The 20814-nt window shown below is 43.5% G+C and carries 16 protein-coding genes; 10 read left to right on the top strand and 6 right to left on the bottom strand.

The genetic code is table 11. The annotated features are described in order from the left end of the window. Positions 1–425 precede the first annotated feature (425 nt). From CYLST_RS15780 to CYLST_RS15765, 4 genes are read right to left on the bottom strand one after another with little or no spacing between them, the layout of a single operon-like run. Positions 426–1439 carry a response regulator gene (locus CYLST_RS15780; protein WP_015208722.1) on the bottom strand — a complete coding sequence of 338 codons (1014 nt, stop codon included), beginning with the start codon at positions 1437–1439 and terminating at the stop codon, positions 426–428. Between the two features lie 8 nt (positions 1440–1447). Next, positions 1448–4444, bottom strand: coding sequence for a response regulator (locus tag CYLST_RS15775; RefSeq protein ID WP_015208721.1), 2997 nt, complete (start codon positions 4442–4444; stop codon positions 1448–1450). A gap of 53 nt (positions 4445–4497) precedes the next feature. Beyond that, entirely contained in the window at positions 4498–5529 is a 1032-nt protein-coding gene (locus tag CYLST_RS15770; RefSeq protein ID WP_015208720.1) for a kinase, read from the bottom strand. A gap of 23 nt (positions 5530–5552) precedes the next feature. Then, positions 5553–5885, bottom strand: a complete 333-nt coding sequence (locus tag CYLST_RS15765) for a DUF565 domain-containing protein (protein WP_015208719.1) — start codon at positions 5883–5885, stop codon at positions 5553–5555. A gap of 498 nt (positions 5886–6383) precedes the next feature. Between CYLST_RS15765 and CYLST_RS15760 the strand changes: the two genes are divergently transcribed. After that, a complete protein-coding gene (locus CYLST_RS15760) occupies positions 6384–7007 on the top strand; it encodes a hypothetical protein (protein WP_015208718.1) in 624 nt (207 codons plus the stop codon). A gap of 191 nt (positions 7008–7198) precedes the next feature. Next, complete coding sequence (locus CYLST_RS15755; protein WP_015208717.1) at positions 7199–9112, top strand: ArnT family glycosyltransferase; 1914 nt, start codon at positions 7199–7201, stop codon at positions 9110–9112. A 77-nt stretch (positions 9113–9189) separates the two neighbouring features. On the opposite strand, the gene CYLST_RS15750 is transcribed toward CYLST_RS15755, so the two are convergent. Both CYLST_RS15750 and CYLST_RS34560 read right to left on the bottom strand, forming a co-directional pair. Next, positions 9190–12579 (bottom strand): ATP-binding protein, encoded by a 3390-nt coding sequence (locus CYLST_RS15750; RefSeq protein ID WP_015208716.1) that lies wholly within the window; start codon positions 12577–12579, stop codon positions 9190–9192. A 496-nt stretch (positions 12580–13075) separates the two neighbouring features. Beyond that, positions 13076–13237: a hypothetical protein gene (locus tag CYLST_RS34560; protein WP_157162591.1), complete on the bottom strand. Its 162-nt coding sequence runs from the start codon at positions 13235–13237 to the stop codon at positions 13076–13078. Here CYLST_RS34560 and CYLST_RS15745 point away from each other — a divergent pair. The 8 genes from CYLST_RS15745 to CYLST_RS15710 all read left to right on the top strand — a co-directional run bounded on the left by CYLST_RS15745 (position 13224) and on the right by CYLST_RS15710 (position 20814). After that, positions 13224–13805 (top strand): KaiA domain protein, encoded by a 582-nt coding sequence (locus CYLST_RS15745; RefSeq protein WP_015208714.1) that lies wholly within the window; start codon positions 13224–13226, stop codon positions 13803–13805. The genes CYLST_RS34560 and CYLST_RS15745 overlap by 14 nt on opposite strands. Positions 13806–13910: 105 nt before the next feature. Next, positions 13911–14225, top strand: a complete 315-nt coding sequence (gene kaiB, locus CYLST_RS15740; protein ID WP_015208713.1) for a circadian clock protein KaiB — start codon at positions 13911–13913, stop codon at positions 14223–14225. A 76-nt stretch (positions 14226–14301) separates the two neighbouring features. After that, entirely contained in the window at positions 14302–15861 is a 1560-nt protein-coding gene (gene kaiC / locus CYLST_RS15735) for a circadian clock protein KaiC (protein WP_015208712.1), read from the top strand. Positions 15862–15965: 104 nt separating this feature from the next. Then, the gene (locus tag CYLST_RS15730) at positions 15966–18101 is read left to right on the top strand and encodes a TolC family protein (RefSeq protein ID WP_015208711.1); all 2136 of its coding nucleotides are present in this window, start codon (positions 15966–15968) and stop codon (positions 18099–18101) included. Between the two features lie 337 nt (positions 18102–18438). Further along, on the top strand, positions 18439–18816 hold the full coding sequence (locus CYLST_RS15725) for a hypothetical protein (RefSeq protein ID WP_015208710.1): 378 nt from the start codon (positions 18439–18441) through the stop codon (positions 18814–18816). A gap of 123 nt (positions 18817–18939) precedes the next feature. Next, entirely contained in the window at positions 18940–19446 is a 507-nt protein-coding gene (locus CYLST_RS15720; RefSeq protein ID WP_015208709.1) for a hypothetical protein, read from the top strand. 3 nt (positions 19447–19449) lie between these two features. Continuing rightward, positions 19450–20025 carry a GNAT family N-acetyltransferase gene (locus CYLST_RS15715; protein WP_015208708.1) on the top strand — a complete coding sequence of 192 codons (576 nt, stop codon included), beginning with the start codon at positions 19450–19452 and terminating at the stop codon, positions 20023–20025. Between the two features lie 9 nt (positions 20026–20034). Further along, positions 20035–20814 carry a photosystem II electron transport protein, Sll1252 family gene (locus tag CYLST_RS15710; protein WP_015208707.1) on the top strand — a complete coding sequence of 260 codons (780 nt, stop codon included), beginning with the start codon at positions 20035–20037 and terminating at the stop codon, positions 20812–20814.

Genomic DNA, 20814 nt, shown 5'->3' with positions numbered 1-20814 from the left:
CGCTCTCGCCTCAACCCAACCTACGAATATTCTTAACCGAGCAGTATTGACTACAGAGGTAGACGCCAGCCAGAAGTCTCAGATCAGGGTACGTAATACCAATTCTGTATAAAGATGCGCTCAATTTAAAGATAAACGTAGACGCGGAGCGGCGTGCCGCAGGCTACCACTCCAGCCGCAGAGGACACAGAGAAGGAGAAGACAAAGTTAGGAAATTCCGCGCAGCCTCATAAAGAAATGGTATAAGTAATAACTGATAAACACAGCCTGAATTCTCTGTATTCATCAGGGCTTACGCATTATCACGGTTTTACAGCGGTTTGGGATTGCGTCGGAAGCCTCGCAAGGAAAGAAATGCGTTAGTTGTGCGTAAGTCCTGCTGATCTGTGGTTCCATTTTTCTCAAATCGCTTATCTGCAACCTCATCAATTGAAATTTTCAGCTACAATCCGGTTTCTCCCTTGCGCTTTGGCAGCATAGAGCGCTTTGTCAGCGATCGCAATTAAGGTATCTGGGCTAATATCAAGATTGGGGACAATAGTTGTAACTCCTATACTCAAGGTTACATATTCATCAACTCTAGATTGAGCATGGGGAATCTGGAGGTTATGTACTTCTTTTCTAATTACCTCTGCTACATACATAGCCCCGTTAGAATTGGTATTTGAGAGAATTACGGCAAATTCTTCTCCTCCATAACGAGCCACTAAATCAGCCGGATGCTTAACCGACAATGCAATTGTTTTAGCAACCTGCTGTAAACAATGATCTCCTGCTAAATGACCATAGGTATCGTTATATTTTTTGAAAAAATCAACATCGCATAATAGTAAAGATAGAGGTAACTTTTCCCGGAAAAGTTGCTGCCATTCAAGACCAAAAAATTCATCAAATTTCCGCCGATTGGCGACTCCTGTCAAGCCATCTAAGAGTGCAAAGAGATTTAGCTGGTGATTGGCTAAAACTAAAGCTTCTTCAGCGCGTTTGCGTTCACATATTTCTTGCTGTAACTGTTGGTTTTGGATGATGAGTTGCTGCTGTTGCTGGCGAATAATCAATTGATTCTTCACCCTTGCTAATACTTCTGACTCTTGAAAAGGTTTTGTGATGTAGTCTACTCCACCAATCTCAAATGCCATAACTTTATCTGTAGTTTGATCTAGAGCACTAATAAAAATTATGGGAATATTGGCAGTTTCTGCTTGAGATTTCAGTTGCCGACAAACTTCATAACCATTAATTTCAGGCATATTAATATCAAGCAAAATTAAGTCAGGAGGTTCTAGCTTTGCTGCCTGGATTGCCATTTTTCCAGAAACAGTTTTTCTAACGTTGAATCCTTGTAACTCTAGCATCTTGGATAGCAAGCGTAGATTGTCTGGGGTATCATCAACAAGCAAAATCAGATTAGATTTATTACTGTTTTTAGATATAGACATACTGAATACTATGGCAAGGAAGTAAGATTAATAATAGTTCCCACATGGAAGTTTTCAACTAAATTTTTTAAGGCATCTGCAAGTTGATGCTGATCTTCGGGTATTTGAGCAAAAAGCTCGTAGAGTTTTGTATCGTCAATTATCAGCGCTGCTTCATGGACTTGAGAAATCCAAGCGGTCGGCATAACCTGCAAATCTGATAAAGTCAATTGTTGATATTGGATTTTAGCTTCAGGCAGCTTTTGTTGATTATTTTCTGCATAGATGTAGCGCAAACTTAGATAGTGTGCCATTTTATCAAACAAAATAGTTTCTTCAAAAGGTTTAGTAACGAAATCATCACAGCCAATTTCTAAGATAGCTTTTCTGTCTTCTTCAAAAGCACTCGCAGTCAGAGCAATAATCTTTAGGTCTTTTCTTTGGGTAATGGCTCGAATTCGCTGAGTTGCTTCACGTCCATCCATCACGGGCATTTGTATATCCATCCAAATGAAGTGCGGTTCCCACTCTTGGCAAATATCAATTGCTTCTAAACCATTTTCCGCAGCACGCACCTCAAACCCAACAGACTTGAGCAGTTTGACGATTAACTGCCGATTTTCTGGGACATCTTCAACCACCAAGATACGGTAGTTAGGTTGCCCTGGTTGCAAACCAATGACTCGTCTTGTAGGTTGTGTGGGATGAAGAACATCAACTGTGTCAACTTGGGTGAGTTGAACTTGACAAGTAAAGGTTGAACCATGACCTAAGATGCTTCTAACTGTAACGTCACCTCCCATGAGTCTGGCAAATTGGCGGCTAATAGCTAGTCCAAGACCTGTACCCTGCATAAACTGTCGCCCACTTTTAGCTTGTACAAATGCTTCAAAGATTAATCCCAAATCATCAATAGCAATCCCAGGCCCGGTATCTTCAAGTTCAAATTCGACAACTATCTTGCCTTGGTCAGTTGCTAAAGATGAAGAAGTGCTGGGATAAGATACTCTGAGAGCTATGTAACCAACAATGGTAAATTTGACTGCATTTCCTATCAGATTAATGAGTATTTGTCGTAACTTGCCCTCATCACCACAAACAAACTGGCTCACGTTTTCAGCAATTTCAGTCACTAAACTCAGCCCCTTATCTGAAGCTTTCAGTGCTAACATTTCCTGAATAGAATAAATTAGACGATGCAAGTCAAAATAGCTTTCGTTCAGGGTTAGTTGACCAGCCTCAATTTTAGACATTTCCAAAACATCACTAATTAAAATCAGCAAATGCTCACCACTACGATTAATGATGTCTAAATTCTCTTGATCTTCTGGAGATAAAGAGCCATTACGGGTTATCAGCTGAGTGAATCCCAAGATAGCATTCAGGGGAGTTCTTAATTCATGACTCATTTTGGCAAGAAAATGGCTTTTGGCGCGGTTGGCAATTTCTGCCTGTTGAGCTGCCTCCTGTAGAGCCATTTGAGAAAACTCTAGTGCTGCCAACATGAGATTATTCCTCATTTCTTGTGCAACTTCAATTGCAAATGGTTGCCAGGGAAGTGATTTCTCTTGAACAGTTTCTTTCCAGAGTTCAAATGATTTCCGTGGAGTTAGACGCAGGTTATTGTCTGAGGTAATAGATGTCGGCTTATTAGGATTACCTGCCCAATGAACAATTTGAATTTGCTCTGGTCGAAACCAGATGATATGGTAAGACCGCTGGTTGAGAATAATTGAAATTGCGAGAATACCGCTGGCTATATCTTGGAAATTTCTGGCATTTGGGTAAAGTTGAGGTAGAGAATCTGTGTAATAAATCTCCTGTTGATTTTGGTTTTGTAGCCAGGTAACTAGCTCCTGAGTATCTGATTCAGAGGGAGTATTACCGATTAATATTAGTTGTCCTTCTAATAAGATGGCAGCACCAGTAGAGCGAACTAAATTCAAGACGCTGGATTCATTACGCTGGAATACATTACCGATGTAGTCTAATTTATTACCTAAATTTTGACTTAGCTGTACCTGAATTAATTTGACTTGTTGGCGGTAAAAGTTCAACAAGCTTTCCTGCTGATGAAGTAACTCAAGAGATGCAAACTGACCGATAAATTCACAAGTTTTGCGAATGTCATAATCAATATACTTGGGAGTGTAATGGTGGCAAGCAATCAAACCCCAAAGTCTGTTTTCATTGATTAGTGAAATGGACATTGAAGCAGCAACGCCCATATTTTGCAAGTACTCAACATGCAATGGTGATATACTCCTCAGTAATGCACCACTTAAGTCAAGAGGTCTATCTGTTAGGGGGTGATTTGTGGGAATTATTTTTACGGGCTGATAATTAATATCTGGAATAACTCGCAGCAAATTTTCATAGTAAAATTTTCTGGCTTGAGTCGGAATGTCAGTGGCAGGATAATGCAATCCTAGGTAACTTTCTAGATTACTTTGCTTATCTTCTGCAATCACAACTCCACTGTAGTCTGCTTCAAACCTGTAGAGCATCACCCGGTCAAACTGGGTTATATTTTTAACTTCTTGGGCAATAATGTGAAATAGTTTATCCAAATTGGATGCATTGCTGATGCTAGAAACTGCTTTTTCCAATTGATGATATTTTTCTAGACATAGACTTGTTTCTGTAGATGAATGAGGTTCCAGTTCCAGAATTAAAACATCATGAGAGCGATGTAACATTCCTAGAAAAGAATGAGGGCTTTTACTAGCCTCAGTTTTAATTTCAAATAAGTGGACAAAAGCCAAGTTATCTTGTGTCAAGGCATCAGTAATAAACTTTATTTGCTCGTGAGATAATAGGCAGGTTAAGTTTTGACCAAGTAAAAATTCTGCTGGAATGCCAAATAATTGATTTGTGTTTTCACTAACTTGTAAGATTTTGAGATGGGGTTCTTGTAAAGCCAGGAGTAGACCATGTGGCTGGATATGACCAGGAATATGGATTTGCTCTTGGTCACAGTTACTAATATCAATTAGTTCTGATATAGTAACTTCTGTGTTTTCCATATTTAAGTATTTTTGTTTTTTTAAAGTTATGTCTAATTTTACTCTTCTATTTATCAGGTGCGATGGCTATAGACTGCACCAAAAGTATGATCGGGATGAATTTCGATAACTAAATCAACGAATGTCGAAGATTTGGCTAAGGGGTTAATGAATAGTTCTGGGTGTAGCGATCGCCAAAAATAATTGACAAATTCTTCCACTGCCAATTCGGTCATTCCCGGTTTGCCAGCCGCAATCATCTGCCGTTCAGCCTGTTTGCGCCACTCTAAAGAACAGCGGTAATCTGTTGGGTAAAGTAAAATTAAGCTGTCTAAGCGCTCCCACAGGGGCAAATAATTTCTGAGTTGAAGATTCAGATCACGGGCAAATTGCCGATTCTCTGGGGTGATAATTGGTGGTGGTGCGATCGCAAATGCCTCTGGATCAATTGGTTGCACACCGACAAACCAACCTTCAAAGAGGACAATATCTACATCTGTAATTATTTCCGGAGTTGTGCGATCGCCTGCGCCTCCATAGGCAGATTTATCAAACCGGGGGACAATCACCGGATTCTCACCCCGACGGATGTGATCTAGGACATTTAAGCCTAAGTCGATATCGTGAGTACCTGGTGGGCCACGCCAAATCAAGCGGGGATCTTGCGCTTTTAAAATTAGGCGATCGCGATAAGTTTTGTATAAGTCATCCAAAGACAAACTCAGACTGCGGTATCCCAACTCTTGGAGAATCAAGCCCAGAACCTGAGACATAGTGGTTTTACCAGTACCTTGTCCGCCTAAAATCCCCTGAATTAAAGGTCTTTCTAAATTTTGGCGCTCTTTTGCTATTTTGATCCCCAAAGGCAGCCATAAGTCCCACAACACCTGCAACATCGTTTGGGGTTGCACCTGGAGGGTAGTTTCACAAAATTGGCTAAATACTGGGAGAACAGATTTGAGTAGGTGCGATCGCTTTTCGATCACCTCAGCCACATTTTCCGGTGTGATGCCAAAAGCTTGGGCCCTGAAAGTATCCGCCAGTGCTGCCTCGCATGCCCACATCTGCCAGGATTCATCTGTTGTATCCGTCGTCAAGTTAATCATCTATGCGCCCCTGTGGTGAGAGATCACGAACCCAGCTTAAAGGCTTCGATAAACAAGCTGTAGATGAAACCAACTTTCAGCAAGTTTAATGATTCTACCCAAAGCGATCGCCTAGCCAAAAAGCCACGACTATAAAATATCCTGCTGGTAACCTCGGTTAATAGGACTAAAAACCCAGCTACCACAATGTCCAATTCTGCCTTTTGTCCAGCGGTGGTAGACACTGCTGTGCCTAGAAAAAAACCAAATAAAAAACTAATTACCAGCAGCGAAAGCCGTCGCCAAGGATTGATAAACCATTGCCCCAATTGCCTAGCAATGGTGTCAAACAAGTTGTTAAGACGAGTATTTTGCATTTTGGGGACTTCTGGCGAAAAGTCAAGATATGTTGAAATATTCCCATATTCAGGATATCGGTTTTAGCATAAGCTTGTTTGATGGTGTCCCAAATTTTCAGTATTTATCAAATTTTATACAACATATCGTCTTGAGAGCAGTACAGATCCCCAAAAGATTTTCGTCCCTAGGGTGGTAACTCATGGCGTAGCAGAGTTATCTTAAAGATGAGGGGTGAAGTACCAAGGATGAACTATAGTTTTTAGATTAATTTGGAGGTTGCTAAAAGAATGCTTTGTTGGCGGGAATACCTGGCTGGTAAAAATTTCTTTTGGTGATTCTACAAATAAATTATTTCCTACATTTATTTTCTCAGGAAAAATGATACTTATGATACATTTTCCCGCCTGATTTTCAGAGAGTCTAAAAATGGGCAACTTTCTTTAATTACCATTTTGGGATCAGCGGCTAAGATTTGGTCAAGCCTAAACAAATAATTATTTCTAAAATCTATCCTTATGAAATCTTCCCTGTTTCGTAACTTTGCGGTTACTGCTTGTTCATTGGGACTGTTGGGATCACTTGTGGGATGCCTTGGTATGAGCGTATCCTTTGAGTCCACAAACCCAGAGGGATCTTCACCAACATCTACAGAGTCACACGAATTGCAGAGAAAAACCGACTCACCTGTTACACCAGCAAATGCAATTTCCGCTAGCGCCTCCACCCCGATTAACCAAGTAGATCTCAGTACGAGAAAGAATTCTCCTGCCTTGTTGGCATATCGTTTTGACTCAGCTGATAAAGCCAAAACTCAAGGAACTTTGCGAATGAGCAACCGAACAAATCAGCCTGTGAGGCTGGCACTATTGGCAAGACAGCCAGCAGTCAAGGGTGGTGACTCTCAAAAAACTCATAATGATATCCCAGCCCATTGGGATTTTGCTCCCCAAGAAGGTAGTCAAAAGGGGCTGGTTCTCTCTCTGCCTCAAGGTAATTTAAAGCTGTCCAAGGGAGATATTTTAGTGGCCTTTGCTCAGGATGGAACGCGTCGCTATTGGGGCCCTTATGTTGTCGGGGAAACTCCATCACCAGCAAGGAACCCCCAAAACCAAGAATGGCAACTGGTACTGAATCCATAGTGAGGACGGAGGACTTGGGACAAGGGAAGGAGCAGGAGAGAAAAATTAATTTTTTTACCAATTACCCAATCCCCAGGTGTGCGTAAATCCTGAGAACAAAATAGAACAACCAAACGACTATTGACTAGTGACTGTTGATTGTTGACTATTGTGAGAAGGACGCGATTAATTGTGTCTCTACGTATCGATTCATGAGGCTGAAATTGAGTGTTCTCCGTGCTGTTGAGCAGTGGTTCAACAATTTAGGAAAGCGTCCAGCCCTTGCTGTGACTGTGTCGATTCTGTGCTTGGTGCTGATTGGCTCTTTAGCTTTTGGGTGGAATTTGGGCAGCATTGGCTTGATTGATGAAACAGAGCCACTGTTTGCAGAAGCTTCCCGGCAAATGTTTGTCACCGGTGATTGGATCACCCCATATTTTAATGGTGAAACTCGTTTTGACAAACCTGCTTTAATTTATTGGTGCCAAGCGATCGCCTATGCAATGATTGGGGTAAATGAATGGGCAGTGCGTCTACCCTCGGCAATAGCGGCAATGGGTGTGATTAGCTTGGCTTTTTACACGGTACAGTGGCATCTGGCACAGAAAGATGAATTAGAGCAAGTGACAAATTCGACTCGTCGCTATTTAACAGCTTTAGTTGCAGCTGCTGTAATGGCACTCAGTCCCTTAATGATTATTTGGGGAAGAACCGGTGTCTCAGATATGCTGCTCACCGGATGTATCGGATCAGCTTTGTTATGCTTCTTTCTGGGGTACGCACAAAAGAAAGGGTCTGGGGACAAGAGAGGACAAGAGAGACAAGGAGAAAATTCTTCCTTGTATGCTCTCAATAGCCAATCCCCATTTCCTAATAAATGGTATTTAGCAAGTTATGTGCTAATAGCTGGGGCAATTTTGACCAAAGGGCCAGTGGGGATTGTCTTGCCTGGACTAATTATTGCTGCGTTTTTGCTGTATTTGGGGAAGGTGCGAGAAGTCTTGCAGGAAATGCGCCTTCTGGTAGGGATACTGATTATTTTAGGTTTATCAGTGCCTTGGTATGCGTTAGTGATATGGCGCAATGGCTGGAATTTTATTAACGCCTTTTTTGGTTATCACAACCTGGAACGTTTTACAGAAGTAGTTAATGGTCACAAAGGCCCTTGGTATTTTTACTTTTTGGTGGTGCTGCTGGGCTTTGCGCCATACTCGGTTTATTTACCAGCAGCAATGGTGAGGCTAAAATTTTGGCAGCGATCGCACTGGCGTACTCAAGAACGCTCTCAACAATTAGGTTTATTTGCTTGGTTCTGGTTTGTGATTGTGTTTGGCTTTTTTAGCATTGCAGTCACCAAACTCCCCAGCTATGTGTTGCCTTTAATGCCAGCCGCAGCTATTTTGGCGGCGCTATTATGGAGTAGCCTGTTGCCAGATAGGGAGACTTCTTTCACCCCATCTCCCCATCCCCCCATTTCTTCCTCTCTGTTCCGAGTAACTGGCTGGGTGAATGTCGCTTTTTTATCAGTTTTGTCAGTGGCACTGTTTCACCTACCCGAAATATTAGGCAGTGATCCTGCTGTACCCAACTTAGACGAATTGATTCAACAGTCGGGTTTAACAACATGGGGAGGTGTAATTTGGCTACTTTGTGCGATCGCGATCGCGGCTCTCCTACTGAGCCATCGCTGGCGTCCGATCATCAGCATTAATTTGCTGGGGTTTGTGGCATTTTTGATGATTGTTTTAATGCCAGCTATATTTTTGATGGATCGGGAGCGTCAGTTACCTTTAAGGGAATTATCTGCGATCGCCGCCCAAGAAAAACAACCAAATGAAGAATTGGTCATGGTTGGCTTCAAAAAGCCCAGTGTGGCTTTTTACAGCCGTGGTCGGGTAAATTACATAAAATTATCTCAAGAAGCAGTAGCCCATATTCAACGCCAGTCCGCCAAGAAATTACAGCCTCCATCGTTGCTGATTCTGACCGAGCAGAAAAGGTTGCTACAAATGGACTTACCTCCAGATAATTACAAGAGTTTAGGCACCAAGGGCGCTTATCAGCTGATTCGCGTTCCTTTGAAGAAAATCAAACCTAAAAACTTGGATATATCTTCATCAAGTTAGGGTAATTGGTAATTGGTAATTGGTAATTGGTAAAAAAATTAATTCTTCTCCCCAATCCCCCCAGTTCCCAATCCCTATTAACATTTTTCATGTTGGGATTTAACAACTAAAGCTTGACTAATCTGGTGTAGCAGATCTTCCATTGATATAGAACGGGGTAATACCTGGATAGCGATACCGCCGTGAGCTGCCGCTAAACTTCCGACAACAGTTTCTATAGACTCAAACCCATTTTTTCTAGACGAATCTATGTCCTGATGAGCAACCTGATTTAATCGCTGGTCAAGTACCAAAATTGGTGGCAAATTGAGAGGTAAATCTCCCAATGCTTTCAGTGCTTTTCGCACCTCTTTAGGTATGGCAGATTCTCCCAAGTAAATCAGCAGTAAGTCAACGCTTTGATGGCGAATCTGTTGTAGCACTTCTGCCCAGCAGCGACCCATCGCCGCTTTGAAGCCAGCAGTTTGTAAGTACTGAATTAAAGCTTGGAACCACTCAGATCCCCGTTCAGAGGATTTTTTTTCTGCCTGATGACCGCTTACCGATTTGCGTCTTACCTGTGGTAAATCGCGCAGCATCGTCAAATCCACCACTAAGATGCTGGGAGGGCAACAGATACCAGAGGCAATTTGCAGCACCGACAGTAAAGCATCTGTTTTTCCATTATGACTGCTGTTATCTCTGCCAAAAGGAGTTAAGTAAGGAAACACCGACAGTCCTGGTATCTGGGAAGCTGCCAAGGTGGTGGCGACATCGCAAGTTACCAGCGGTAGAGCTACCAAGCGGGGATACTTAGCCAACTGTTGCAGGTAAGTTTGAGCAGTGGAAGTTTCCACATCCAGCAAAACTACATCAAACTGCCACACCCGCGCCAAGAGTTCAGCTTGATCTAAATCATCTACTTCAATCACCCGATGTTCTCGAAGTGAAGGGTGGGGGTTAACCGATGCCAACTCCGGATTCACCAACCGGAGAATTCGCAGTGGGATTTTAGTTACATTAATTTCGTTACAGTCTGACCCCAGCTGCTGAACTTCTAATGTTGCCGCACATAACTTTTCTAACAGCGGTGTCAATACCTGATGCTCTACTGGTAAGTTCAAAAAGCCATCGGCCTGATTAGCATAAGCTTGCTCCTTTTCAGCACCCGTTGCTGTCACAATTACAGGAATGTGGCGAGTAGCGACATCAGACTTCAGTAAAGTCAGCACATCCCAACCTGATAGCAGAGGTAGCAACGGATTCAAGAAAATGGCTTTTGGTTGCAAGCGACGGGCTTTTTCTACAGCCTCTGTTCCCGAACGAGCAATCACTACCCGATAACCTAAACCTTTGAGGTGTTCGGTCAAGTCTTCAATATATCGGGCTACTGCCTCTACTACTAACACTAACCGCTGTGAGCTAGTGGGATGATGCTGTGATGGTGTACCGAGATGCCCAGATGATGAGGTAGAAAGTTCCCTGCTGCTGGTAAGGTTCTCCCAGTCTTCTGAGTTTGACCCTTCTGGCGAGCCGTTACCTGTTTTCGGAGGACTGGGCGGCAGGAGTAGCGTAAACTGGCTGCCTTTAGCTTCACGAGACAAGAAGCTGACATCTCCACCGTGGAGGCGAGCCAGGGCCCTGGTTAATACCAGCCCCAGACCAGTGCCCTCAAACTGCCGGGTGAGGGGATTTTCTAGTTGTTGGAATTTTTGAAAGATTAAGTGTTGCTGGTGTTCGGGAATGCCAATACCTGTATCCCACACTGTAAAGGCAATCCACCCTTCCCAACGACTTACCCGCAGCCCAATTTCTCCAGATATTTCTGTAAACTTAAAAGCGTTGGAAAGCAGATGTACCAGCATCTGGCGCAAGCGCAATTCATCCGCCACCATCTGGTCTAAACCTGGTTCAATGGCGAGGTTAAATTGGTGAGATCTTGAGGGTGTACTTTGATCAAGTCCTGCATGGGAGGCAATGCTTGTTTTATTCTGGAGCGTTTTTACTTCCGATAGGGCGCGTTCACACACAGCGCGAATTTTGACCGGAGCTAGCATTAGATCCATCTGTCCGGTTTCCATCCTGGTCAAATCCAAAATGTCATTGACCACACTCATCAAGTGGCGTCCACTTTGATGAATTAATCCGGCATAACGGGCCTGACGCTCGTTGAGTTCTCCCAACTGCTGATCTACAAGTAACCGCGACAAACCCAAAACCGCGGTTAGGGGTGTCTTCAGTTCGTGACTAATACAAGCTAAAAATTCATCTTTTAAACGATTCAGTTGAATCAGATCAGCATTTTTGGCTGCCAGTTCTTTGCAAAGCTGCTGCTGCTCGGTAACGTCAGTCGCTAACACCAACCACAGATCCTCGGTGCTGATTACTGGTTCCTGAGACCTCAGGGTAATTTCTGAATTAGAACTCAAGACTTTCAATTCAGGACTATCTAATGGGATTTTGGCAAACTGCCAGACTCTCTCTTGACCATTTTGCACTTCGACGACGCAGGTACAAGTGCCCAGACGACTATCCAAAAAGCAGCGAGATGCAGTATTTATCGGTAATGGCGACTCTTGAAAGTTGTTCACGACCGGTGGCAAGCCTGTTTGCAGCATTGCTTCACTGCTCACCGACCAGGTATTTTCTCCTGGATGCTGTTGCATCGCCTTGGGTGTATCCTCGTCTTCATTACCTCTGCCATTAGGATGAACTTTGACGGCTTTTTGGCTGGAGTATTCTGGTTGTTTAGCGTTAGCAGGGGCAAGTATGGCCTCTACCTCTTGCCTCACACCTTCTGGATCTTTCAGTACTCCCAATTGTTGCCACCAAGCTGGATTTTGTGTTACCACTTCGCCAGTACTTGTTTGTAGCATCAAAGGCCAAGGCAGTCTTTCTAACAACTGCACCAATGGCTTGTGTCTTACGGGCTGAGGTTCTTTTGGCGATGGGCTAAGGTGGGGCGTAGGTGAACGCATTCTGGAGTGTGTTTTCTCGCCAGCATCATACTCTGTGGCAGTCCCCTGAGGGGAGCGCTGGGCGGTTGAGGCAATTGCTACTTTTTCTTTAGTCAATAATCGCAACAGGCGTGAGCTATCTACTAGCCCCAAAAATTTCTTCTCTGAGTCAATCAGTGCCCAATCTAAATTTCGGTTTTTTTGGGTTTGTTGGTAACGCAACAACAAGCAAAATTTCTCCAGCCGTTCAGCAGCTGGTATTGTTTGTATTGGCTCAACAAGGGCTACGCCCACGGTTGACAGTGGCTGTTGTAAATTGAAAACCTTGTCACCATCGGCGGCTGCCAATAATTTTTGGATTAAACGGGCAGAGTGCAACAACCCGATGGGGCATTGTTGTTGATTAACCACTACCAAGCGATCGCACTGCTCTTGCTCAAAAATCTCCAGCACCACTGCCAGAGTACTTGTTTCTAAGCAGCTGGGCACCGTTGCTAGAAAGTCATAAAGTGGGTACTGTAGCATTGACATAAGGCTTCGGGGGTCATTCTTCCTGTGGGAACCTCCAGCATCACCATCGGCCAAAATGCTGATGGTTTTTGCGCCTGAAGCAATCTCCTCTCAGAAGACTCATATAAGCGATTCTGGTGACAATTTCAACGCCATTGAAACAATGGGCTTTACCTTCACGGACACTTGGTTGCGTCCAATCATTTTCAGAGTGGCAGTGTTTCCCTTTGCCACTCCTCATTTTGAGCGACTATCCTCACCAGTGTCCTACTGGTATTGAAACTCCTCATCGATAGCGACAGCTAAAACAATTATGGCTCCAAAGATTCGCTTTAGAACCTTGAGGAATTATAATGATTTAGAATGCGACAACACTTTAAGTTCGTTTAAGTATCTTATCAAGGAGCGAAATAAAAAAATCTATATTCAGATAGATATACATAATGTAAATTTTAAATTAGCTACTACACCCTATGACCGCCATTTGCGTCATCAACGACCATACAAGTCTTAGCACTCATTCACTGCACCAGGTTGTTGAGTAGCCAGCACTAACCTTTGGCGAGCGAGCCTTAAACACCCAGTCTTGATCTAAAACCGTTTGCCACACTACATCAGCCCACCAGTCTTGGACTGGGTGATTTTCGGAGACATATAAGCAATAGATGTTATTACCCATATTGATTCTGCAACCGGATGTTAAAAAAAAATTAAATCACTCAACGGGCCTGGCCGCAGCACAAAGCTTGATCGGGCAAATGTGGAACCTAATTGATGCTACTATTTACCGATTGCACTACATGCTTGTTGCTACCGCCACACCTGCCAAAATCGGCTATTCACCGAAGTGGGTACCACCAAAACCACATCAACAACTGACTGATAAATATGCCTATGTATTGGCATGTTACAAGCCGAAAAACCAGCAGTATTTTCAGCAGATGAGTCAGATGGAGCGGCAAGAATTGTTGCATAAAATAAAATCAGACTACCGAGATATTCTTATAAATTACTTTACAACAGACAAAACATTAAAAGAAAAAATTGATAAATTTATCAACGCCCTATTTTATGCTAATATTCCTGTGCCGCAAATCATAGAAGTTCATATGGAAGTGATTGACGAATTTTCCAAACAGCTAAGATTAGAAGGAAGAAGCGATGAATCATTACTTGATTACCGTTTGACATTGATAGATATTCTGGCACATCTGTGCGAAATATATAGATCTTCGATTTCTAAATAAATAGAATTCTTTGAAGTTAAAATCGGCGCCAATTGCCGTTGTTAATTTTTTTTAATAGCCCAGCAAACCTTGTATTTATACGTTTACATCTAGCCTGTACCTTATATGAATAAAGCCAGAAAGACCTATGTTCTCAAGCTTTATGTAGCTGGGAACACACCCAACTCAGTACGGGCATTAAAAACACTCAAAAACATTTTAGAGCAAGAATTTCAAGGTGTTTATGCTTTAAAAGTAATAGATGTCCTGAAAAGCCCACAACTAGCAGAAGAAGATAAAATATTGGCTACGCCGACGTTATCTAAAATTTTGCCCCCACCAGTTCGCAAAATTATCGGTGATCTTTCAGACAGAGAAAGAGTATTGATAGGATTAGATTTACTTTATGAAGAATTGAGTGAAGAAGAAGGGCAAGAGTAAAATATTTAGTTAGCCAAATTGATTACAAAGTTTAGTAATAGAGAAACTGGGTTAAATACCCATTTGAGATCAAGCAATGAGTGAAAAAGACCAACCAGAGCCAAACAAAACACCGATTGGGGGTGTAGAAAAAATCCGCACAATGATAGAGGGCTTTGACGACATTAGTCATGGTGGTTTACCGATTGGCAGAACTACCTTAGTCAGCGGTACCTCTGGAACAGGCAAAACTTTATTATCTCTTCAGTTTCTCTATAACGGGATCACCTGCTTTGATGAAGCAGGTGTATTTGTTACCTTCGAGGAATCACCCAGTGACATTATTAAAAATGCCAATATTTTTGGGTGGAATTTGCACCGCCTCATTGAGGAAGGTAAATTATTTATTCTGGATGCATCCCCCGATCCTGAAGGTCAAGATATCGTTGGTAACTTTGACCTTTCGGCCCTGATTGAGCGCTTACAATATGCCATTCGCAAATATAAAGCAAAACGAGTCTCTATTGACTCCATAACCGCAGTATTTCAGCAATACGAAGCTATGGGAGTAGTGCGGCGGGAGATTTTTCGTTTGGTAGCACGTCTCAAACAACTGAGTGTGACAACTATCATTACGACCGAACGTAGTGAAGAATATGGACCAGTCGCTTCTTTTGGGGTGGAGGAATTTGTTTCTGATAATGTCGTCATTGTTCGCAACGTTTTAGAAGGAGAACGCCGTCGGCGCACAATTGAAATTCTCAAATTGCGCGGGACAACTCATATGAAAGGTGAGTATCCTTTTACAATTACCAATGCAGGAGTCAACATCTTCCCCTTGGGAGCGATGCGTTTAACCCAAAGGTCATCCAATGTGCGGGTGTCTTCGGGAGTCAAAACCCTAGATGGAATGTGTGGAGGTGGTTTCTTTAAAGATTCGATTATTTTAGCCACAGGCGCCACTGGTACTGGTAAAACCCTATTAGTCAGCAAGTTTATTCAAGATGGTTGCCTCAGTGGCGAACGGGCGATATTATTTGCTTATGAAGAATCTCGGGCTCAACTATCCCGCAACGCCTCTTCCTGGGGGATTGATTTTGAGGAGTTAGAAGATCAAGGGTTACTCAAAATAATTTGTACCTATCCCGAATCCACTGGTTTAGAAGACCACTTACAAATTATTAAGTCAGAAATTGCTGCCTTTAAGCCAGCTCGTATTGCCATTGACTCCCTCTCAGCTCTAGCTAGAGGTGTGAGTAATAATGCATTTCGGCAGTTTGTGATTGGTGTCACAGGTTATGCGAAACAAGAAGAGATCACTGGTTTCTTTACCAACACAACTGACCAATTTATGGGATCACATTCGATTACGGATTCTCATATTTCCACGATTACTGACACAATTTTGATGTTACAATACGTAGAAATTCGTGGGGAAATGTCGCGGGCTATTAATGTATTCAAAATGCGGGGATCGTGGCATGATAAAGGCATCCGTGAGTACAATATAACAGCGGATGGTCCCGATATTAAAGATTCATTCCGTAACTACGAGCGGATTATCAGTGGTGCTCCTACCCGCGTTAGTATAGATGAAAAGGCGGAACTTTCTCGCATTGTCAAACGTTTTGAAGATAAACAGAGTTCCGATTCTTAAATTTAGTGTAGTACTATATTCTTTCCTAAATTTAGGATTGTGCTATATTCTGTGGTGAAGACAAGTATTCTGCCGCTAGATTGATTTTCGTGTGAGGAGATGCGGTGAAAGGACAGCAATTATTCCATAGCTTCTTACCAGGTGTGACTGCAGCGGTATTAACGACTCAGCCCGCTTGGGCTAGTACTGTAAAAGTAAGTGGGGTACAGCTGGCGTCTTCTCCTACTGTCTCGACTTCTGCTTTTGGTCGAACATTGGCTGCGGAAACCATGAATCCGCAACAGTTTAATACTACAGGCGATAATTCTTCAGCCCTAGTAACTGTTCCTGGTTTGACTAAACTCAGCGTGAACCCTGTTAGCAATCTCAGTTTTCCAGAGATTATGACTGGAAATACTGCTGTACCAACAGAACAAGTATCGAGGAAAGACGAAGGTAGATTTTCCAGCTTGCCACTTACCGCAGATCCTTCCCACATAATAGATGGGAATCGTTCTGTTGAGAGCCAGCAAAAACAAAGTAAATTACCCAGTTATGGGCAGAAATTAGAGAGTTCTAGATCAATTATCTCTTCTGTCCCGAAAGAAACTTCGCGAATGTCTTCTTCACAGCAGCCAGTAGTCCAGAAGCAAAAACCTGATAAACAGTTGCAGACAGTTTTACCAAATTCTGTTACGGGTGCAGGAATAGCAAAGCTTTTGGCGTCGCACAGATGCCTACAGAACGAGAGTCCAAAGCTAACTACTTCTTCTGCTTCTTTGCTCCTAGCTTCAAGGGCCTGCTCACAACAAAATGTCACCGGAAAGAAGCTGGCCCAAAGTAGTACCCCAACGAGATCAGAAAACGTAACGCCTGCACCTGCTGGTTCTGTGACAATTCCGACGACATCAGGAAATGTAACGCCTGCACCTACTGGTTCTGTGCCAATTCCTGAGAATTTAAATCCTAGCCCCAATCCTTTGCAATTTCCTACTAAAACAGAGGAAGTGACGCTTCAGGGAAATCAGCCGATTACTTTGGCCCAGGCTTTGGAGTTGGCAAAGCGGAACAATCGTGATCTCCAGGTGTCAATCTTGGAGCTAGAACGCACTCAAGCGGCTTTACGGGAAGCACAAGCTGCTTTGTTTCCTTCTTTTGACCTAAATACCAATATCTCTCATGGTCGGAGTGCTGGGAATACGCTAACAGCCAAGCAAGCAGATACTACAGCACCTGACAATACGACTTTCACAGGTCAAGCAGAACTGTCGTATAACATCTATACTTCTGGGAGACGAGAAGCAACCATTAAACAGGCTGAAGAGCAGGTTCGTTTCAATGAGTTGGCTGTAGAGAGTAGGTCTGAGGATATCCGCCTGAATGTCGCCAGAGAATACTACGATCTGCAACAAGCAGATGAGCAAGTACGCATAACCCAGTCGGCTGTAGAGAATGCCCAGGCTAGTCTGCGAGATGCACAAGCGCTAGAGCGAGCTGGGGTGGGTACTCGGTTCGATGTGTTGCGATCGCAGGTGAATTTAGCAAATTCCCAACAAGAACTAACTAATGCTCTTGGACAACAGCAAATTGCCCGTCGTCGTTTAGCAACTCGGTTGAGTTTGCCGCAGTCGGTGAATATCAGTGCGGCAGATCCTGTGCAATTAGCTGGTCTTTGGAACCAGTCGCTGGAACAAAGTATTGTGCTAGCTTATCAAAACCGCCCGGAACTACAACAGCAGTTGGCGCAGCGCAACATTAACGAGCAACAGCGAAGGCAGGCACTTGCGGCCCTAGGGCCGCAAGTGAGTTTGGTTGCCAACTACGACTTGCTAGACCAGTTTGATGATGGGTTCAACGTGAGCGACGGTTATTCGGTGGGAGTTAGGGCAACCCTGAATTTGTTTGATGGGGGAGCAGCAAAAGCCAGAGCGTCTCAGGCCAGAGCTAATATTGCGATCGCCGAAACTCAATTTTCCGAGCAGCGTAACCAAATCCGCTTTCAGGTGGAACAAGCCTTTTCTAACCAGCTATCTAATTTAGAGAATGTGCAAACCTCTAATACAGCCCTAGAACAGGCTAGGGAAGCTCTACGTTTAGCGCGTTTGCGATTTCAAGCTGGTGTAGGTACTCAAACCGATGTCATTAACGCAGAAAACGACTTAACAAGATCTGAAGGTAATCGCATTCGGGCTATTTTGGATTACAACCGTGCCTTGACTGATTTACAACGATATGTGACATCAAGGGCATTAAATAAGTAAAAAAACCTTCTCATCTCTACCTGATGTATCTGCCGACTGAGGGATAACCGCTCCTATGCACCCTTGTCCAGTAGACACTAAACATCAGCACGGGTAGATTTGAGAAAGTTTGCTTTTTCAGAATTCCTTCCTTACAGCAGTATTTCTGCTCAAAAGCTCAAATAAGCCTCATTTGGCAGTAATTACACTGCTAAATGGGGCTTTTTGGTCAAAAAAATCTATATTAGATTCGGTCTGGCTCTAACAGCGTTGTTATTTAGCCATGACAGGTCAAACAGTTGAATCAAAATTGAACTAACATAACTGAGTGTTCAACCGCTCTGCTTGTCAAAAACTCATGACTACAGTGACATCGAAAGAAATTGCACAGTTTCGCTCTCAATTAGCAGATGATCCTCAAGCGATGGAAGCGCTGGACTTGATTGAGGACTGTGAGGGAGACTTAGAAGATGCAGCAATGACGCTAGCCATTCGGGCAGGACAGCAACCAGAACGAGCAAATTCAGAGTGGTTAGATGCTTTGGCGAGAAAATGGCGTGCCATCATTTGTGAAGACGAATATCGGCAAGACTTGTTGAATAACTCAATTCTGGGGATGATGGCAAACCTCAAAAGAATGCCGACGTTTCCCAAAATTTTAGCAACACCAGTTTTAATATATATCCTCAAACAAGGTGTGAACAATTTCTGTGAGCCGCTGGATTCGCTCAAGTGAATCCCCAGAGAGGCGACAGTTGGGTATTCTGACTAAAGACTCCAAGGAGCCAGACTGATTCGACCAGGGCTGATACGCTGATAATAAAGCCAAAAAATCTATCAGATAACTATTGTTAAATTAATGAATTACCTTGTTGCCGTATTACCAGACCGCATCCAAGCCGAAGCTGCGTACCTAGCCTTAGAAAGAGAAGGCATCAAAAGTACTATCCTCGGTAGGGGGTACAAAACCGCTGACGAGTTCGGCTTGATTGACCCAAAAGAGCAAGCCAAAAAGCAAGCCCGGCTAATGTCATACTGGCTGGTACCATTTGGCTTTTTTGCCGGGTTTACTTTCAGCGTCATTACTGGTTTGAATACCTTTGCTTGGGCGGGGGAAATTGGCGATCACATCATTGGGGGGCTGCTAGGCGCTGCTAGCGGTGCTATGGGTAGTCTGTTTGTTGGTGGTGGCGTTGGCTTAGTCGTGGGTGGTGGTGATGCTTTACCCTACCGCAACCGTTTGGATCTGGGTAAATACTTAATTGTGGTTCAGGGTACTGAAACTGTCTCTCGGCAAGCTACTCGCATTTTGCGTCAGTTTGAGCCAGAAAATATCCAGGGTTATGCCGATACAACAGGCGGTTAGTGCATGAATAATTCGTGGCAAATCACAACACGGCGTCTGGAGTTGCTGCCTTGTTCTTTGGAGGTAGCCGAAGGTGTGGCGCGCAAAAATAAATCACTCGTAGAGGAGCTTTTAGGGGTGAAGGTTCCTGATGATTGGTATGCTTCTGAGGTGCTAGATTTTTTCCCTATTTATGCTCAGATGCTGTTAAATGATCCATCCCACCTTGGTTGGGGTGTGTGGCTGATGATTCACCTTGAAGATTCAACGCTGATTGGTGATTTAGGATTTGGTGGCAAACCCGATGAGCAAGGAACTGTGGAAATGGGTTATGAGGTGCTGCCGGCGTATCGCCATCAGGGATATGCTTTTGAAGCGGTTGAAGCACTGGTAAATTTTGCTTTTACTCAGCCGGAACTTCAGAAAATTATTTCCTATTGTCCACAGGATCATCCTGCCTCAATTCGGATTCTGGAAAAATTAGGAATGAAAAATTTGGCAAGATTTGATTCACCTGATTATCCATCTGCGCCTATCTTGACATGGGAGATGGAGCTAGAATCAAAAAGTGGCTCTCAGTCATTGACTCAAAATTTATAACTTTTGTGAATGTTACCTAGAGAAGAACTTTTAAAGGGTGTTGAAAATCGAGATACTGTAGCACGTGTGATCGATCAGGCGGAGCAAGCGATCAAAACTTGGGAAGTAGTAGTGACTGATTTTCTGTCTCCGCCGGAGTTGGCGGAAGTTCAGCGGGTGTTCAGTCGGTTAACAGATGTGCAACTGGTGGCCTGGGGTGGATATCCCCAAGCTGAACGCCAAAGAATTGCGATCGCACGTTCGGAACTTCCCCTAGATCAATCCCAAGTCGCTCTCGTCGTTCTGGAGATTGCTGGTAATTTTCTGTTCGATACCGCTACTCACCGCGACTTTTTAGGCGCGATGCTGGGGACGGGAATTATTCGCGAAAAAACCGGGGATGTAATTGTTTTGGGGGAACGGGGTGCTCAAACAATTGTCGCCCCGGAGTTGGCGGAATTTTTGGAAATGAGTCTTCAGCAAGTGCGATCTGTGCCTGTGAAAACTCGGCGGATTGATTTCAGTGAGTTAAAGGTACGGGAACCGAAGAAAAAAGAATTAACCACTGTGGAGGCTTCTTTGCGCTTAGATGCGATCGCCTCCGCTGGTTTTGCCATGTCCCGCAGCAAAATGGTAGATTTCATTGACTCCGGTGATGTTCGCGTTAATTGGAAGGAAGTCACCCAACCTAGCGCCCAAGTTAAATCAGGTGACTTAATCGCTATTCGCAGTAAAGGACGTTTAGAAGTTGGGGAAATCGCTGTCACCAAAAAAGACCGCTATCGGGTGCAATTGACGAGATATATGTAA

Source organism: Cylindrospermum stagnale PCC 7417, from assembly GCF_000317535.1.
In the GTDB taxonomy this organism is placed as follows: Bacteria; Cyanobacteriota; Cyanobacteriia; order Cyanobacteriales; family Nostocaceae; genus Cylindrospermum; species Cylindrospermum stagnale.
Note: the sequence above shows the minus strand (reverse complement) of the source record. Positions and strands in the feature narration are given on the sequence as shown.

Excerpts from the sequence above, each read along its gene's own strand:
- CYLST_RS15750 (WP_015208716.1), bottom strand. The coding sequence starts at position 12,579 with ATGTCAATGCTACAGTACCCACTTTATGACTTTCTAGCAACGGTGCCC.
- kaiB (WP_015208713.1), top strand. The coding sequence starts at position 13,911 with ATGAATAAAGCCAGAAAGACCTATGTTCTCAAGCTTTATGTAGCTGGG.
- CYLST_RS15725 (WP_015208710.1), top strand. The coding sequence starts at position 18,439 with ATGACTACAGTGACATCGAAAGAAATTGCACAGTTTCGCTCTCAATTA.
- CYLST_RS15770 (WP_015208720.1), bottom strand. The coding sequence starts at position 5,529 with ATGATTAACTTGACGACGGATACAACAGATGAATCCTGGCAGATGTGG.
- CYLST_RS15715 (WP_015208708.1), top strand. The coding sequence starts at position 19,450 with ATGAATAATTCGTGGCAAATCACAACACGGCGTCTGGAGTTGCTGCCT.
- CYLST_RS15720 (WP_015208709.1), top strand. The coding sequence starts at position 18,940 with ATGAATTACCTTGTTGCCGTATTACCAGACCGCATCCAAGCCGAAGCT.
- CYLST_RS34560 (WP_157162591.1), bottom strand. The coding sequence starts at position 13,237 with ATGGGTAATAACATCTATTGCTTATATGTCTCCGAAAATCACCCAGTC.
- CYLST_RS15745 (WP_015208714.1), top strand. The coding sequence starts at position 13,224 with ATGTTATTACCCATATTGATTCTGCAACCGGATGTTAAAAAAAAATTA.
- CYLST_RS15765 (WP_015208719.1), bottom strand. The coding sequence starts at position 5,885 with ATGCAAAATACTCGTCTTAACAACTTGTTTGACACCATTGCTAGGCAA.
- CYLST_RS15775 (WP_015208721.1), bottom strand. The coding sequence starts at position 4,444 with ATGGAAAACACAGAAGTTACTATATCAGAACTAATTGATATTAGTAAC.
- CYLST_RS15760 (WP_015208718.1), top strand. The coding sequence starts at position 6,384 with ATGAAATCTTCCCTGTTTCGTAACTTTGCGGTTACTGCTTGTTCATTG.
- CYLST_RS15780 (WP_015208722.1), bottom strand. The coding sequence starts at position 1,439 with ATGTCTATATCTAAAAACAGTAATAAATCTAATCTGATTTTGCTTGTT.
- CYLST_RS15755 (WP_015208717.1), top strand. The coding sequence starts at position 7,199 with ATGAGGCTGAAATTGAGTGTTCTCCGTGCTGTTGAGCAGTGGTTCAAC.
- CYLST_RS15710 (WP_015208707.1), top strand. The coding sequence starts at position 20,035 with ATGTTACCTAGAGAAGAACTTTTAAAGGGTGTTGAAAATCGAGATACT.
- kaiC (WP_015208712.1), top strand. The coding sequence starts at position 14,302 with ATGAGTGAAAAAGACCAACCAGAGCCAAACAAAACACCGATTGGGGGT.